13 protein-coding genes are annotated in these 13,189 nt (G+C 67.3%); 4 read left to right on the top strand and 9 right to left on the bottom strand.

All coding sequences use genetic code 11. From position 1 onward, the window contains the following. Positions 1–128 precede the first annotated feature (128 nt). Positions 129–518: a DUF2946 family protein gene (locus PSPA7_RS06345; RefSeq protein ID WP_003154167.1), complete on the bottom strand. Its 390-nt coding sequence runs from the start codon at positions 516–518 to the stop codon at positions 129–131. Between the two features lie 171 nt (positions 519–689). Here PSPA7_RS06345 and PSPA7_RS06340 point away from each other — a divergent pair, with 171 nt between their 5' ends. Together PSPA7_RS06340 and PSPA7_RS06335 are read left to right on the top strand one after the other, a co-directional pair. Then, complete coding sequence (locus PSPA7_RS06340) at positions 690–1,538, top strand: M23 family metallopeptidase (RefSeq protein WP_012074573.1); 849 nt, start codon at positions 690–692, stop codon at positions 1,536–1,538. Positions 1,539–1,623: 85 nt separating this feature from the next. Further along, complete coding sequence (locus PSPA7_RS06335; RefSeq protein WP_012074572.1) at positions 1,624–2,019, top strand: DUF4345 domain-containing protein; 396 nt, start codon at positions 1,624–1,626, stop codon at positions 2,017–2,019. A 17-nt stretch (positions 2,020–2,036) separates the two neighbouring features. On the opposite strand, the gene PSPA7_RS06330 is transcribed toward PSPA7_RS06335, so the two are convergent. The 3 genes from PSPA7_RS06330 to PSPA7_RS06320 form a co-directional block, all read right to left on the bottom strand. Further along, positions 2,037–3,452, bottom strand: a complete 1,416-nt coding sequence (locus PSPA7_RS06330; protein ID WP_012074571.1) for a PepSY-associated TM helix domain-containing protein — start codon at positions 3,450–3,452, stop codon at positions 2,037–2,039. Positions 3,453–3,516: 64 nt separating this feature from the next. Next, positions 3,517–5,688 carry a TonB-dependent copper receptor gene (locus PSPA7_RS06325; RefSeq protein WP_079262156.1) on the bottom strand — a complete coding sequence of 724 codons (2,172 nt, stop codon included), beginning with the start codon at positions 5,686–5,688 and terminating at the stop codon, positions 3,517–3,519. 118 nt (positions 5,689–5,806) lie between these two features. Further along, the gene (locus PSPA7_RS06320) at positions 5,807–6,205 is read right to left on the bottom strand and encodes a DUF2946 domain-containing protein (protein ID WP_176605383.1); all 399 of its coding nucleotides are present in this window, start codon (positions 6,203–6,205) and stop codon (positions 5,807–5,809) included. 535 nt (positions 6,206–6,740) lie between these two features. Between PSPA7_RS06320 and leuA the strand changes: the two genes are divergently transcribed. Beyond that, on the top strand, positions 6,741–8,411 hold the full coding sequence (gene leuA / locus PSPA7_RS06315) for a 2-isopropylmalate synthase (protein ID WP_012074569.1): 1,671 nt from the start codon (positions 6,741–6,743) through the stop codon (positions 8,409–8,411). Between the two features lie 58 nt (positions 8,412–8,469). On the opposite strand, the gene PSPA7_RS06310 is transcribed toward leuA, so the two are convergent. Both PSPA7_RS06310 and PSPA7_RS06305 read right to left on the bottom strand, forming a co-directional pair. Beyond that, positions 8,470–8,802, bottom strand: a complete 333-nt coding sequence (locus PSPA7_RS06310) for a DUF5629 family protein (RefSeq protein ID WP_012074568.1) — start codon at positions 8,800–8,802, stop codon at positions 8,470–8,472. 49 nt (positions 8,803–8,851) lie between these two features. After that, positions 8,852–9,307 (bottom strand): hypothetical protein, encoded by a 456-nt coding sequence (locus PSPA7_RS06305; protein WP_003154177.1) that lies wholly within the window; start codon positions 9,305–9,307, stop codon positions 8,852–8,854. 182 nt (positions 9,308–9,489) lie between these two features. Here PSPA7_RS06305 and PSPA7_RS06300 point away from each other — a divergent pair, with 182 nt between their 5' ends. Further along, positions 9,490–10,440, top strand: coding sequence for an aldo/keto reductase (locus PSPA7_RS06300; protein ID WP_003154179.1), 951 nt, complete (start codon positions 9,490–9,492; stop codon positions 10,438–10,440). An 84-nt stretch (positions 10,441–10,524) separates the two neighbouring features. Here the strand turns inward: PSPA7_RS06300 and PSPA7_RS06295 are convergent, their stop codons facing one another. The 3 genes from PSPA7_RS06295 to PSPA7_RS06285 all read right to left on the bottom strand — a co-directional run bounded on the left by PSPA7_RS06295 (position 10,525) and on the right by PSPA7_RS06285 (position 13,174). Beyond that, the gene (locus PSPA7_RS06295; protein WP_012074567.1) at positions 10,525–11,109 is read right to left on the bottom strand and encodes a YidB family protein; all 585 of its coding nucleotides are present in this window, start codon (positions 11,107–11,109) and stop codon (positions 10,525–10,527) included. Between the two features lie 134 nt (positions 11,110–11,243). Then, positions 11,244–12,038, bottom strand: coding sequence for an amidohydrolase (locus tag PSPA7_RS06290; protein ID WP_012074566.1), 795 nt, complete (start codon positions 12,036–12,038; stop codon positions 11,244–11,246). Beyond that, positions 12,026–13,174 carry a pyridoxal phosphate-dependent aminotransferase gene (locus PSPA7_RS06285; protein WP_012074565.1) on the bottom strand — a complete coding sequence of 383 codons (1,149 nt, stop codon included), beginning with the start codon at positions 13,172–13,174 and terminating at the stop codon, positions 12,026–12,028. The genes PSPA7_RS06290 and PSPA7_RS06285 overlap by 13 nt, the downstream gene beginning before the upstream one ends. Positions 13,175–13,189 lie beyond the last annotated feature (15 nt).

Genomic DNA, 13,189 nt, shown 5'->3' with positions numbered 1-13,189 from the left:
GACTCTCCAGTAGCGTATGGCCGGTCCTTTTCCGTCGGACCGGCGATTCCATGTAGGGATGTTGGAACAGGACGCCGCGACGCACCCCGGCCTCCAGGTTCAGGTTGCCGGGTGCATGGGCCTGGGCATCAGGCGACGGGAGAGGCGCGCGGATTGGCGAGGCGCCAGTAGCGCTGGGGTGGCAGGTCGGTGGCGGAGAAGGCGATACGGGCCGGGCTGGCCAGCGGCGCCAGCGGCAAAGCCGGCCAGGAGGCGACCAGTCCGGGCGTGCCGGCGGCGCCGGCGCAGCAGCAGAGATGCGGGGCCAGGCTTTCGTGGTCGTCGGGAAGATCGATGTCCTTGAGCGCGGCGCTCAGCTTCAGGCGCAGCAGCGAGTCGGACGAGGTGCTGCAGAAGCCGCCGAGCAGCAACGAGGCGCGCTCCTGCGTCGTCAGCGCCTGCGAAAGCGGCACCACGAACAGGTTCATCAGCACGGCCAGGCTGGCCAGCCAGGCCACGGGGCGCCGTGACAGGGGCATCGTCGGTTCTCCGGAGAATGGGCCCTTTATGCCTGAGCGCGGGGCAAAAGTAAAAACGCCGGGCGCGACAGAGTGCCGCAGGTGAAAACGTTTGCAACCCTTGCGGGCTTTCCCCCGCCGCGCTCTTCCGCCAGCATAGACGGCTTTGCCGCCCGACGAGTCGAGAAGCCGATGCCCCGCACCCTAGCCTTCGTTTCCACGCTGTTGCTCGCCGCCTTCTGCGCCCTGCCCGCCCAGGCCGACAGCTTCATCATGCGCCTGCTGAACAAGCCGGTGCCCGGCGGGGTGGCGGTGCTCGACCTCGGCGAGGAAGGCCCGCCGCCGCGGGCGTTCTACCAGGGCAAGCCGGTGCTGGTGGTGCGCGAGGAAGGCCGGCGCTGGATCGCCGTGGTCGGCATCCCGCTGACCGCCAAGCCCGGCCCGCAGAAGCTGGAAGTGCGGGCGGCGACCGGCAACCACGAGGAAAGCTTCAGCGTCGGCAGCAAGCACTACCGCGAGCAGCGCATCACCCTGAAGAACAAGCGCCAGGTCAACCCGCTGCCGGAAGACCTCAAGCGCATCGAGCGCGAGCTCGCTGAACAGACCGCCGCCTACCGCCGCTTCAGTCCCGGCCTGCCCAGCAACCTGATGCTCGACAGGCCGGTCGACGGTCCGCTCTCCAGCCCCTTCGGCCTGCGCCGCTTCTTCAACGGCGAAGAGCGCAACCCGCATTCCGGACTAGACTTCGCGGTACCGGCCGGTACGCCGATCAAAGCGCCGGCGGCCGGCAAGGTGATCCTCATCGGCGACTACTTCTTCAACGGCAAGACGGTCTTCGTCGACCACGGCCAGGGCTTCATCAGCATGTTCTGCCACCTGTCGAAGATCGACGTGAAGCTCGGCCAGCAGGTGCCGCGCGGCGGCGTCGTCGGCAAGGTCGGCGCCACCGGGCGGGCGACCGGGCCGCACATGCACTGGAACGTCAGCCTGAACGACGTGCGGGTCGACCCGGCGATCTTCATCGGCGCCTTCCAGCCCTGAGCGTTGAGCAACGCGGCGCCGACTGAGGTCGGAAGGAACAGGGGGCGCGTCGATGCGCTCCTTTCATGACCAAGGGAGACACCGCATGACTCACCCGCTTCGCCTGCTCTGGCTGTGCTCGGCACTGTTCGTGGTCCTCGGCCTGGGCTTCGTCTTCTTCCCCGGCCCGCTCGCCTCCCTGCTCACCAGCGGCGAACCGCTCACCCCCGCCGCCCTCACCGACCTGCGCGCCAGCTACGGCGGCACCAGCCTCGGCGTCGGCCTGCTGCTCGGCTATGCCGCGCTACGCCCGAAATACCTGGTGCTCGGCCTGCTCGCCGCCCTGGCGGTGATCGCCAGCAGCGGCGCGGCGCGCCTCTACGGGGTGCTGATCGATGCCTCGCCGGCGCTGGCCACCTTCTTCTGGCTGGCCGCCGAGGCGGTGCTCTGCGTGCTGTTGCTGGCGGCGCTGTGGAAGACCCGCCAGCTCGACCTCGACTGAGCGCCGCGCAGCAGGCCTCAGGCCAGGACCCGGCGAACCGCCGGCAGCCGCGACAGCACCAGCCAGTCCAGCGCCCAGACCAGCAGGAGCGAGGCCCCCACCAGCGGGAAGGCCACGCCCAGCGCCAGCATGATGGCGATGCCGGTCTTCCAGCGCGGCAGCTCGTGGCGCAGCGGCGGCACGCCAAGGCGTCCGGCCGGCTTGCGCTTCCACCAGATCCACAGGCCGCTCGCCGAGCTGAGCAGGATCGCCAGGCAGACCGCGAGCATCAGCAACTGGTTGCCCAGGCCGAAGAACTTGCCTTCGTGCAGCACCACGCCCATCTGCACGCTCCTCGCCACCGCGTTGTAGTCCTGCCAACGCACGTCGGCGAGAACCTTGCCGCTGTACTGGTCGATGTGCAGGGTGGCGTCGTGGCGCGGATCATCGGGGAACACGGAGATCGTATAGACCCCTTCCGTCCCGCTCGGCAGGGCGATCCCGTAGCCCGCCGCCACGCCGCGCTCGCGGGCGATATCCACCACCCTTTGCAGAGGGATGCCCGCCGGCATCGGCATGTCCATCGGCATCGCGTGCCCGGCCTGGGCGGAATGCCCGCGATGCTCGGCATGGGCGTCGACCGCCGGCGGCTGCGAGCGCGGCAGCGGAGTGTTCTCCAGCGGCCAGGGCACCTGCTGGCGCGACGCGCTGTTGAGGCTACCGGCCTGCATGTCGGAGGTCGGCACATCGTTCCACATCGCCGCCGGGAAGCGGTTCCAGACATCGGCGAACTGCTTGCCCCAGTAGCCGGTCCAGGTCATCCCGCTGAGCAGCATGAACAGCAACAGCAGGCTGCCCCAGAAACCGGCGACCACATGCAGCTCGCGCCACAGCGGTCGTCCGCGCAGGTGCAGGCGCGGCCAGAGCAGCGCACTCGCCGCCCGGCCGCGCGGCCACCACAGGTAGAGACCGGAGACCACCAGGACGATGCCCCAGCCGGCGGCCAGCTCGATCAGCCGGTCGCCGACGGTCCCGACCATCAGCTCGCCGTGCAGCGCCCGGGCCACCGCCTGGAGATTCAGTTGCGCATCCTGGCGGCCGAGCTCGCGTCCACTGTAGGGGTCGACGAACAGGTTCCACTGCCTGCCCTCTTCGCCGATCACGAATTGCGCGCTGCGCCCCGCCTCGCTCGGCGGCAGGTACTGGCTGACGACGGCCTGCGGGTGCGCCTGGCGCACCCCGGCGAGCAACTGGTCGGCGCTGCGCATCTGCGCGCCGGCCTCGACGCGCAGCAATTGCGGGTAGAGCAGCGCATCCAGCTGCGGCTTGAACAGGTAGACGATTCCGGTCAGCGCCAGCAGGATCATGAAAGGCGCGACGAACAGGCCGGCGTAGAAATGCCAGCGCCAGGCCAGCGCGTAGAAGTCACGGCCGTTCTTTTCGTTGGGTTGCATGGATCACCTCATCGGAGCGCACACAGGCAAGGCGGGCCCCGCTGGGCGGGGCCTCGTTCAAGGTTCAGAAGCTGAAGTCGACCTTGGTCCAGAAGGTCCGGCCCGGCTCGGGAACCGTTTCGTTGGCGGAGAAACCGAAGCCGGCGTCGCCGGCCTTGTTCAGGTGCTCGGTGTAATCCTTGTCGAACAGGTTATCGACACCGGCGCTCAGCTTGACGTTGCGAGTCACCCGGTAGGCGCCGTTGAGCGAGAAGACGCCGAAGCCGGCGCTCTTGTCGAAGTCCTTGCCGACCACGTTGCCCTGGTCCCTGGCGATACGATTCTGCGGCGCGACCACCCGCCACAGGCTGCCGGCACTCCAGTCGCCTTCCTCGTAGGTCAGGCCGAAGCGCGCCTCCAGCGGCGGGATCTGCGGCAGGGCGCGCCCGTCCGAACTGTTCTTGCCCCAGGCATAGGCCAGGCTGGCGTCGGTCTTCCAGTTGCCGGTCAACTGATAGGACGCACCGAGTTCGCCGCCCATGATCCGCGCGTCGACGTTGGTCGCCTGGGTCGAGGAGCCCATCATGCCCTCGCGATAGCTGAACAGGATGAAGTCCTGGACCACCCCGACGTAGCCGGAGGCCCAGGCCTGCAACTTGTCGCCGTTGTACTGGAGGCCGAAGTCGAGCTGGGTGGTCTTTTCCGGCTTGATCTTGTCGAAGGCGTTGACCGAGCCGTTCGGCCCGCGCTTGGGCGAGAACAGCTCCCAGTAGTCGGGGAAGCGCTCGGCATGGCCGAGGCCGGCGTAGAGGGTGGTCGGCGAGTCGGCGAGGTCGTGCTCGTAGCGCACGAAGCCGCTGGGCAGGGTATCGGCGCGGGTGTCGCCGGCCGTCGGGTTGGCCATGGCGTGGCCCATGTGTCCGGACTTGAGGGTCTGCCGGTAGTCCTTGACCGAGGCGCGGTCCAGGCGCAGCCCGCCGATCAGCCGGTCGCGCTCGGCGGCGAACCAGGTCAGTTCGCCGAAGGCCCCGTAGTTGTGGAACACCGCGTCCTTGCTCCAGGGGAACTGGTCGGTGTCGGTGTAGTAGTCGGTCATCATGTCGTAACTGGAGCCGCGCGCGCGATGTTCGTTGCGCATGGCGTCGACCCCGCCGACCAGCTTGAAATCGTCCCAGCGCCAGGTGGCCGCCAGGCGACCGCCGAGGGTGCGCCGGTCCACCTGGGACGCCATCGGCATCGGCATCATGCCGGACGGGTCGGGAGTGCGCAGGCGGAAGTTGTCCATGATGTGGTCGGCGTAGTTGTAGTAGACCTGCGCCTCGACCTTCTCCAGCACATCGCTGATGTTCGACTTGACGAAGCGCAGGCCCAGGCTCTCGCGCTTGAACTGCGAACCGTCCATGCCGCGCCCGGCGTAGCGTGCCTCGCCGTCGCCCTTGCCGGCGGTGAGCTCGATCAGGGTGTCCTCGTCGGGAGTCCAGCCGACCGCGACGTCGCCGTTCCACTTCTTCCAGCGCGACGGCACGGTATTTCCTGCGCCGTCCTCGTAATCGTCGGCCTGCGCGTGGTTGCCGGTGAAGCGCAGGTAGCCGAGCCGGTTGCCGGCGGCGGCGTCCAGCACCTTGTCGAAGCGGCCGTTGGAACCGGCCAGCAGGCTGGCGTTGACCCGCGAGCCGAGTTCGCCGAAGCGCTCCGGCTCACGCTCGAAGAGGATCGTCCCGGCCGACGCGCCCGGCCCCCAGAGCACCGTCTGCGGGCCCTTGATCACGGTGAGCTTGTCGTAGGTTTCCGGCGAGATGTAGGAGGTCGGCGCGTCCATCCGGTTCGGACAGGCGCCGAGCATCATGCCGCCGTTGGTGAGGATGTTCAGGCGCGAGCCGAACATACCGCGCAGTACCGGGTCGCCGTTGCTGCCGCCGTTGCGGATCACGGCGAAACCGGGAATGGTCTTCAGGTAATCGGCCCCATCGCTGGCCGGCACCGGCTGACGCGGTTCCTTGGGGTTGGTGACGATGGTCAGCGGCGAACTCTGGGCGACTCCGGTGACTACGCTGGGCGCCAGCTCCACGGCGCGATCCTGGTGCTGGGAGTGCTCCTCGGCCAGGACCGCCGACGGAGACAGGGCCAGGCCGCACAGTGCGGCGAAGGCTCCCGCCCAGCGGCGGCGTTGTGCGAGACGGGCAGGGTCGAAGCTGAAAGCGGCGGTCGGGCAGGCGTTGCCGGCCGCTCGTTGTTGAGTAGACATACGGTTTTCCATGATCTGTGTGACTTCCGCCCCGCCCCACGGCGAACAGGCACGCGGCCAGGCTCGCGTCACCGGCGCGGCGAAGACGCGCCAGTGCCCCCAGGAACGGCGGCTATCGGATTGAAAGAGGTCAGGCGATCAGGAACGGCGGCGCGCGGGTGCGGGCGCCGGGAAACACCGGCGAGGCGACGAACGCCTCGCTGAGGAGGGTGACGACGGGCGCCGCCGCGAAGGGCACGCAGAACAGCGCCAGGCTGGCGTCTTCGGTGAGCGGCGGGCTGTGGAACAGCAGGCTGCAATAACCGCACTTCTCCCAGAGCACGTCGCTGGCCAGGCGATTGCCGTCGCCCATCCCCGGCATGCCTGCGTGAAGGGCGGCGGAACGCTGGACGTCGGAACAATGCTCCCCGCCAGCGCCGTCCATGCCCTCGTGGGACATGCCTTCGTGGCCCATCGCCGCGCCCATCGGCATCGGATGGTCCATCGGCATCGACTGGGAGATCAGCGGGCCGACGAAGATCATCAGCATGGCGAACAACCCCAGCCATGCACCGATGCCTTGTCGTTTCAGAGTGGTCGCCACCCGCGACTCCCGCCGTCTTGAATGAGGCCCGCAGCGTATCCGGCCGGGCGGCCGCTCGCGCTAGGTCGTGTCCGAAAAGAGAAGTATGTGCCTGCCGTTATACGCTCCCGGCACAGGGAGCGAAATGATCGCACAAGGTCGGCCCGTCCTGCTGCGGCATGGGGCCGCAGAATTCTCGCTTGCGGAACACAGGCTGGCGGCGCAATCGGGACAAAGCTTTCACTTACGACGAAGAATAAAAAGCTACAAAAGCACTACAAATAGGAAATTCTACTAATTTTCCTTTAATGCTTGCCATTCAAATGCAGGCTCACTAGTGTGGTACGCATGAAAACGCCGCACACCCTCATTCTGCTCCGCCAACACGCCTGCCTGTGCCTGGTCAGCCCGCGACTGCGTGGCTGAGCGACGCTTCCCCTCCCCTCGTCATTGCGTTCGCCTGGCCACGCCGCCCGGGTATCGATTCCAAAGGATTAGCCCCATGAGCATGTTGAAAGACCCTTCGCAGAAATACCGTCCGTTCCCGGCCATCAATCTGCCCGACCGCACCTGGCCGTCGAAGACCATCACCGAAGTGCCGATCTGGTGCAGCTCCGACCTGCGCGACGGCAACCAGTCGCTGATCGAGCCGATGGACGCGGCGAAGAAGATGCGCTTCTTCAAGACCCTGGTGCAGGTCGGCCTGAAGCAGATCGAAGTGGCCTTCCCGTCGGCCTCGGACACCGACTTCAACTTCGTCCGCGAGCTGATCGAAGGCAACCACATCCCCGACGACGTCACCATCCAGGTGCTGACCCAGGCCCGCGAGGACCTGATCACCCGCACCTTCGAATCCCTGCGCGGGGCGAAGAAGGCCATCGTCCACGTCTACAACGCCACCGCGCCATCGTTCCGCCGCATCGTTTTCAACCAGGACAAGCAGGGCGTCGTCGACATCGCCACCAACGCCGCCAAGCTGATCAGGAAGCTGGCCGCCGAGCAACCGGACACCCAGTGGTCGTTCCAGTACTCGCCGGAAATCTTCAGCTCCACCGAGCTGGAGTTCTCGGTCGAGGTCTGCAACGCGGTGATCGACGTCTGGCAGCCGACCCCGGAGCACAAGATCATCCTCAACCTGCCGGCCACCGTGGAGTGCGCCACGCCGAACGTCTACGCCGACCAGATCGAGTGGTTCGGCCGCCACGTCAACCGGCGTGACAGCGTGATCATCAGCCTGCACACCCACAACGACCGCGGCACCGGCGTGGCCGCCACCGAGCTGGGCCTGATGGCCGGCGCCGACCGCGTCGAAGGCTGCCTGTTCGGCAACGGCGAGCGCACCGGCAACGTCGACCTGGTGACCCTGGCGCTGAACATGTATACCCAGGGCCTGCACCCGCAACTGGACTTCTCCGACATCGACGCCGTGCGCAAGGTGGTCGAGGAATGCAACCAGCTGCCGGTCCACCCGCGCCACCCGTACGTCGGCGACCTGGTCCACACCGCCTTCTCCGGCTCGCACCAGGACGCCATCCGCAAGGGCTTCGCCCAGCAGAAGGAAGACGCGATCTGGGAGGTGCCCTACCTGCCGATCGACCCGGCCGACATCGGCCGCGACTACGAGGCGGTGATCCGGGTCAACAGCCAGTCCGGCAAGGGCGGCATCACCTTCCTGCTCGAGCAGGAATACGGCATCAGCCTGCCGCGCCGCATGCAGATCGAGTTCAGCCAGGTGGTACAGGGCGAGACCGACCGTCTCGGCCTGGAGATGACCGCCCAGCAGATCTACTCCCTGCTGGAGAACGAGTACCTGAAGGCGACCTCGCCCTATGCCCTGGCCAGCCATCGCCTGCAGGAAGAGAACGGCACCAGCGCCGTCGACCTGGAAGTCACCTTCGACGGCGAGAAGCAGCACTGGCGTGGGATCGGCAAGGGCCCGCTGGAAGCCCTGGTCGCCGCCCTGCCGGTCAAGGCGGAGATCATGGACTACCACGAGCACGCCATCGGCGCCGGCGCCAACGCCAGGGCCGCGGCCTACATCGAGATCCGTCTCGAAGGCCAGCGCCCGCTGCACGGCATCGGCATCGACGAGAACATCACCACCGCCAGCTTCCGCGCCCTGTTCAGCGCACTGAACCGCGCGGTGACCCAGGCCGAGGCCAAGGCGGCCTGAGCCAGGGATGGGAATGAAAAAAGGGAGCCAATGGCTCCCTTTTTTCATGGATGCGACGTCATTCGTCGTCGCCGCTGGCGCTGACCGCTCCCAGGCACCTGAGCAGATGCGCGCCCCCGGTGCCCGCGATGCGCCAGGTGTCACCATCGGCCTGCGGCTCGGCTTCCATCACGGCGTTGTAGGAAAAACGCCAGTCGCGACGAGTGCGTCCATCCAGGCTTTCCACCGCCAGCACCCACTCCTCGCTGGCGAACGCCTGGTCGGCCTCCGCGGCCAGGTCCGCCTGGTCCAGCAGCGCCTCGTTGAGTTCGAAGCGCCAGGCATGCAGGCCGTCGATCTCGAGCATGTCGGCGGCTTCCAGTTCATCGAGCAGGTAACGTTCTGTGGTCATGGTCAGTCATCGCTGAAAAGAAGCCATGATACGGCAAAGCGGCGGTACCTCAGGCCACCAGCATCACCACCGGCACCATCACCAGCAGGACCGCCAGCATGAACAGCAGGGCGATGCCGGCCGCCCTCCAGTTGGAAATGAAGCTGCCGCCGGCGGCCTTGTGGCTCTCCAGCGCCGGGCCGAAGGCCGACCTGGCGTAGTAGACCATGCCGATGATCTGCGCCACCGCGAAGCCGGTGGAGGGGATGTTCTCCGGCAATATCGCGCCCAGTACCAGCAGCAGGACGAACAGGCCGACGGCGACCAGCCAGGCGCGTCCGACCTCCTGCCCACGGCCGAGGCGCCTCAGGTTCACCGCGGTCAGGAAGGCGCCAGCCAGGGGGGTGCCGATGAAAGTGCCCAGGCCGATGGCGGAAAGCCTGTACAGCGGCTCGCCCTGGGTTGCGCCCGGCTCGTCCAGGCGGGCTTCCGGCGGACGGAACGGGTTCTCGGTATCGCTGCTCATATGCGTGTGCTCCCTGCGGATCTTTACTGAAGCTTTACCAGGGCCGGCATTGGAAAATCCCGGCGACCGGCAGAGTCTATAGGACGCTGCGCGCCAGCTGAACATTCCGCGCCCGCCGGCAGTCACAGCAAGACGTGCGAACGAAAGCGCCCACACAGGACCGCACACAGGAGGGATGACGCATGAGCACACGCAAACTCGGCAACTCCGGGCTGGAAATCCCGGCCCTGGTATTCGGCGGCAACGTCTTCGGCTGGACCGCCGACGAAAGCACCTCCTTCAGGCTGCTGGACGCCCTGCTCGATGCCGGGCTGAACTGCATCGATACCGCCGACGTGTATTCGCGCTGGGTTCCCGGACACCAGGGTGGCGAATCGGAGAGCATCATCGGCAAATGGCTGAAACGCACCGGCAAGCGCGACCGGGTAGTGATCGCGAGCAAGGTCGGGATGGACATGGGCAACGGCCACAAGGGCCTCTCCGCGGCCTATATCGAACAGGCCCTGGAGGCTTCCCTGCGGCGCCTGCAGACCGACTACCTGGACCTCTACCAGTCGCATGCCGACGATCCACACACCGAACTGGAGGAAACCCTCTCCACCTACGGCGAGCTGATCAAGAAAGGCAAGGTTCGGGTCATCGGCGCCTCCAACCACGACGCCCGGCGCCTGATCCAGGCACGCCAGGTCAGCGCCCGGCTGAACCTGCCCAGCTACCAGAGCCTGCAGCCCGAGTACAACCTGTACGACCGCGCCGACTACGAAACCAACCTGGAGCCGACAGTGGAAGAACTCGGCCTTGGCGTGATCAGCTACTACTCGCTGGCCAGCGGTTTCCTCAGTGGCAAGTACCGCAGCGAAGCCGACACCGCGGGTCGTGCCCGCGGCGAGAAAGTCAGGGGTTACCTGAACGAGCGCGGCGTGGCGATCCTCGCGGCGCTCGATGAAGTGGCCGAGCAGTACAACGCCAATCCGACCCAGGTCGCCCTGGCCTGGCTGATCGCCCGCCCCACCGTCACCGCGCCGATTGCCAGCGCCACCAGCCTGGAACAGCTGGACGACCTGATCGCCGCCACCCGCCTGCGGCTCGACGAGCAGGCGATCCACCGCCTGGACAGCGCCAGCGCCTATTGACGGAGCACGGCGTCGAGGTGTCGCACAGGCGGATAACCGCAGCGCGGTTATCCGCCGGAACCCTCGAATGACGGCCGCGTGGTCTCAGCTGAAGCGCGCCAGCACCGAGCCGATGTCCAGGTCGCCCTGCGGCGCCTGGCCATCCGGCGTCAGCTTGTTGACCAGTTCCGGCAGCAGGCTGCTCAGGTGCTCGGCCGCTTCGCCCTGGCTGACCCCGGCGGAGTCCGCCAGTTGTTGCAGCTGGCCGTCGCCGAAGGCGCGGGAAATGTCCGCCGCCGACACCGCCTGGTTCGGCCCACCGCCGATCCAGGAATTCAGGGCATCGCCCAGGCCTGCGTTCTGGAGCATCTGGAACAACCCGCCGAGTCCGCCCAGGGAGCCGGCCTCCACCCCCGGCGCCTGCCCGGCACCGCCCGCGGCACCACCGAGCAGATCGCCGAGGACGCCGCCCAGTCCACCGCTCGCAGCACCGCCGCCGGCGCCGCCAAGGATGCTGCCCAGCGAACCGAGCAGACCACCGCCATCGCCACCGCCCTGTGCCGCACCGCCCTGGCGTGACATCAGCATGGTCACCAGCCCGATCAACAGGGCCACTTTCGGATCGCGTGCACCTCCCTGTCCTTCAGAGCCACCCAGCGCCGAACCGAGAATCGAATCGAGCAGTCCCATTTGGTCTTCCTCCTGATCTGATGCCCACGGCGTATCGCCGCGGGATACGGGTAACTCCAGGCCCGGCGACGCGCCATCATGCACGGCGCCGGGTCATGGCCTCGGACATCGAGCGGAACAGGACGTTCCGGCATTCAAGGGTGGATTTCGAAGCGATCCGCATCCATGTAGGCCGGGAAGCGCTGGCGATAGGCCGCCAACGCCGCCGCGTCCAGCCGGACGCGGAACACGCCGTCGGCGTCCGCCGCGTTGAACAGGCTGTCGCCCTGGAAATCCAGGGCCTGGCTATCTCCAGCGTAGCGCAAGGCGTTGCCGTCTTCGCCGATACGATTCACCGCCACCACGTAGCAGAGGTTCTCGATCGCCCGCGCCGGCAGCAGGCGGTTCCAGTGCAGTCGACGAGGCGCGGGCCAGTTGGCGGTGTAGAGCAACAGGTCGGTGTCGTGCGGGTCGCGGCTCCATACCGGGAAGCGCAGGTCGTAGCAGATCAGCGGGCGCACCCGCCAGCCCTTGAGTTCGAACAGCTCCTGGCGCTCGCCGGGACTGTAGTGCTCATGCTCGCCGGCCATGCGGAACAGATGGCGCTTGTCGTAGTGCAGCACCTCGCCGTCCGGACGCGCCCAGAGCAGACGGTTGCGGTGGCTGCCATCGGCGAGCTGGACGATCAGGCTGCCGGTGACCACCGCGCCGAGGCGGCGGGCCTGCTCCCGCAGCCAGGCGTGGGTCGGCCCCTGCTCAGGCTCGGCCTGCTCTGCCGAAGCCATGCTGAAACCGGTGGTGAACATTTCCGGGAGAATCACCAGGTCGGCGCCGGCGGCGCTTTCCAGCAGGGCGGTGAAATGCTCGCGGTTGGCCTGGGCATCGTGCCAGGCCAGGGAGGATTGGACCAGGGCGACGTCCAGGTCCGGCAGCACCGTCAGATCGCGCATAGCTTTTCCGCTGCCTGACGCAGCGTCTCCTCGCGTTTGGCGTAACAGAAGCGGACCAGGCGCAGGGCGTCCGGCGCCTTTTCATAAAACACCGAAACCGGGATCGCCGCCACTCCGTGTTCACGGGTCAGCCATTCGGCCATGGCGACGTCGTCCAGGTCCGGGCGGATCGCCGAATAGTCCACGCACTGGAAATAGGTGCCCGGCGCACGGCTGAAACGGAAACGCGAGCCCTGCAGGAGGTCGCAGAACAGGTCGCGCTTGGCCTGGTAGAAGCCTGGCAACTGCCCCAGGTGCTCGGGATGGGCGGCCATGTAGTCGGCCAGCGCCCACTGCAACGGCGTGACCCCGCAGAAGTTGACGTACTGGTGGACCTTGCGCAGCTCCGCGCCGAGCGCCGGCGGCGCGACCACGTAGCCGGTCTTCCAGCCGGTGACGTGGTAGGTCTTGCCGAACGAGCTGACCACGAAGGAACGCGGATACAACTCGTCGTGGGACAGCACGCTGGTATGGGCGACGCCGTCGAACACCAGGTGCTCGTAGACCTCGTCGCTGATCAGGTAGATATCCCGGTCGCGGATCAGCGCCGCCAGGCGGTCCAGTTCCTCGCGGCTGATCAGCGCACCGCTGGGGTTATGCGGGGTATTGATGATGACCAGCCGGGTACGCGGCCCGATGGCCTCGGCCATGCGCTGCCAGTCGATGGAGAAGTCCGGCAGCGCCAGCGGCACGTGCACGCAACGCCCACCGGCGAGCTGCACCGACGGTTCGTAGCTGTCGTAGGACGGGTCGAGCACCACCACTTCGTCACCCGGATGGACCAGCGCCTGGATCGCGCTGAAGATCGCCTCGGTCGCGCCCGGCGTGATGGTCACCTCGCTGTCGGCACTCACCCGACGCCCATAGAGCTGCTCGATCTTCTTCGCCACCTGCTCGCGCAGCGCCGGCAGGCCGGCCATCGGCGCGTACTGGTTGTGCCCGGCGGCGATATGCCGGCCTACCGCCTCGCGCAACTCCGGCGGACCGTCGAAATCGGGAAAGCCCTGGGAGAGGTTGATCGCGCCGCACTCGGCGGCCAGTTGCGACATGCGGGTGAAGATGGTGGTGCCGACATTCGGCAGCTTGCTCTGAATCATCGGGACTTCCTGCTG

Source organism: Pseudomonas paraeruginosa PA7, from assembly GCF_000017205.1.
Taxonomy (GTDB): domain Bacteria; phylum Pseudomonadota; class Gammaproteobacteria; order Pseudomonadales; family Pseudomonadaceae; genus Pseudomonas; species Pseudomonas paraeruginosa.
Note: the sequence above shows the minus strand (reverse complement) of the source record. Positions and strands in the feature narration are given on the sequence as shown.

Excerpts from the sequence above, each read along its gene's own strand:
- PSPA7_RS06345 (WP_003154167.1), bottom strand. The coding sequence starts at position 518 with ATGCCCCTGTCACGGCGCCCCGTGGCCTGGCTGGCCAGCCTGGCCGTG.
- PSPA7_RS06340 (WP_012074573.1), top strand. The coding sequence starts at position 690 with ATGCCCCGCACCCTAGCCTTCGTTTCCACGCTGTTGCTCGCCGCCTTC.
- PSPA7_RS06335 (WP_012074572.1), top strand. The coding sequence starts at position 1,624 with ATGACTCACCCGCTTCGCCTGCTCTGGCTGTGCTCGGCACTGTTCGTG.
- PSPA7_RS06330 (WP_012074571.1), bottom strand. The coding sequence starts at position 3,452 with ATGCAACCCAACGAAAAGAACGGCCGTGACTTCTACGCGCTGGCCTGG.
- PSPA7_RS06325 (WP_079262156.1), bottom strand. The coding sequence starts at position 5,688 with ATGGAAAACCGTATGTCTACTCAACAACGAGCGGCCGGCAACGCCTGC.
- PSPA7_RS06320 (WP_176605383.1), bottom strand. The coding sequence starts at position 6,205 with ATGCTGATGATCTTCGTCGGCCCGCTGATCTCCCAGTCGATGCCGATG.
- leuA (WP_012074569.1), top strand. The coding sequence starts at position 6,741 with ATGAGCATGTTGAAAGACCCTTCGCAGAAATACCGTCCGTTCCCGGCC.
- PSPA7_RS06310 (WP_012074568.1), bottom strand. The coding sequence starts at position 8,802 with ATGACCACAGAACGTTACCTGCTCGATGAACTGGAAGCCGCCGACATG.
- PSPA7_RS06305 (WP_003154177.1), bottom strand. The coding sequence starts at position 9,307 with ATGAGCAGCGATACCGAGAACCCGTTCCGTCCGCCGGAAGCCCGCCTG.
- PSPA7_RS06300 (WP_003154179.1), top strand. The coding sequence starts at position 9,490 with ATGAGCACACGCAAACTCGGCAACTCCGGGCTGGAAATCCCGGCCCTG.
- PSPA7_RS06295 (WP_012074567.1), bottom strand. The coding sequence starts at position 11,109 with ATGGGACTGCTCGATTCGATTCTCGGTTCGGCGCTGGGTGGCTCTGAA.
- PSPA7_RS06290 (WP_012074566.1), bottom strand. The coding sequence starts at position 12,038 with ATGCGCGATCTGACGGTGCTGCCGGACCTGGACGTCGCCCTGGTCCAA.
- PSPA7_RS06285 (WP_012074565.1), bottom strand. The coding sequence starts at position 13,174 with ATGATTCAGAGCAAGCTGCCGAATGTCGGCACCACCATCTTCACCCGC.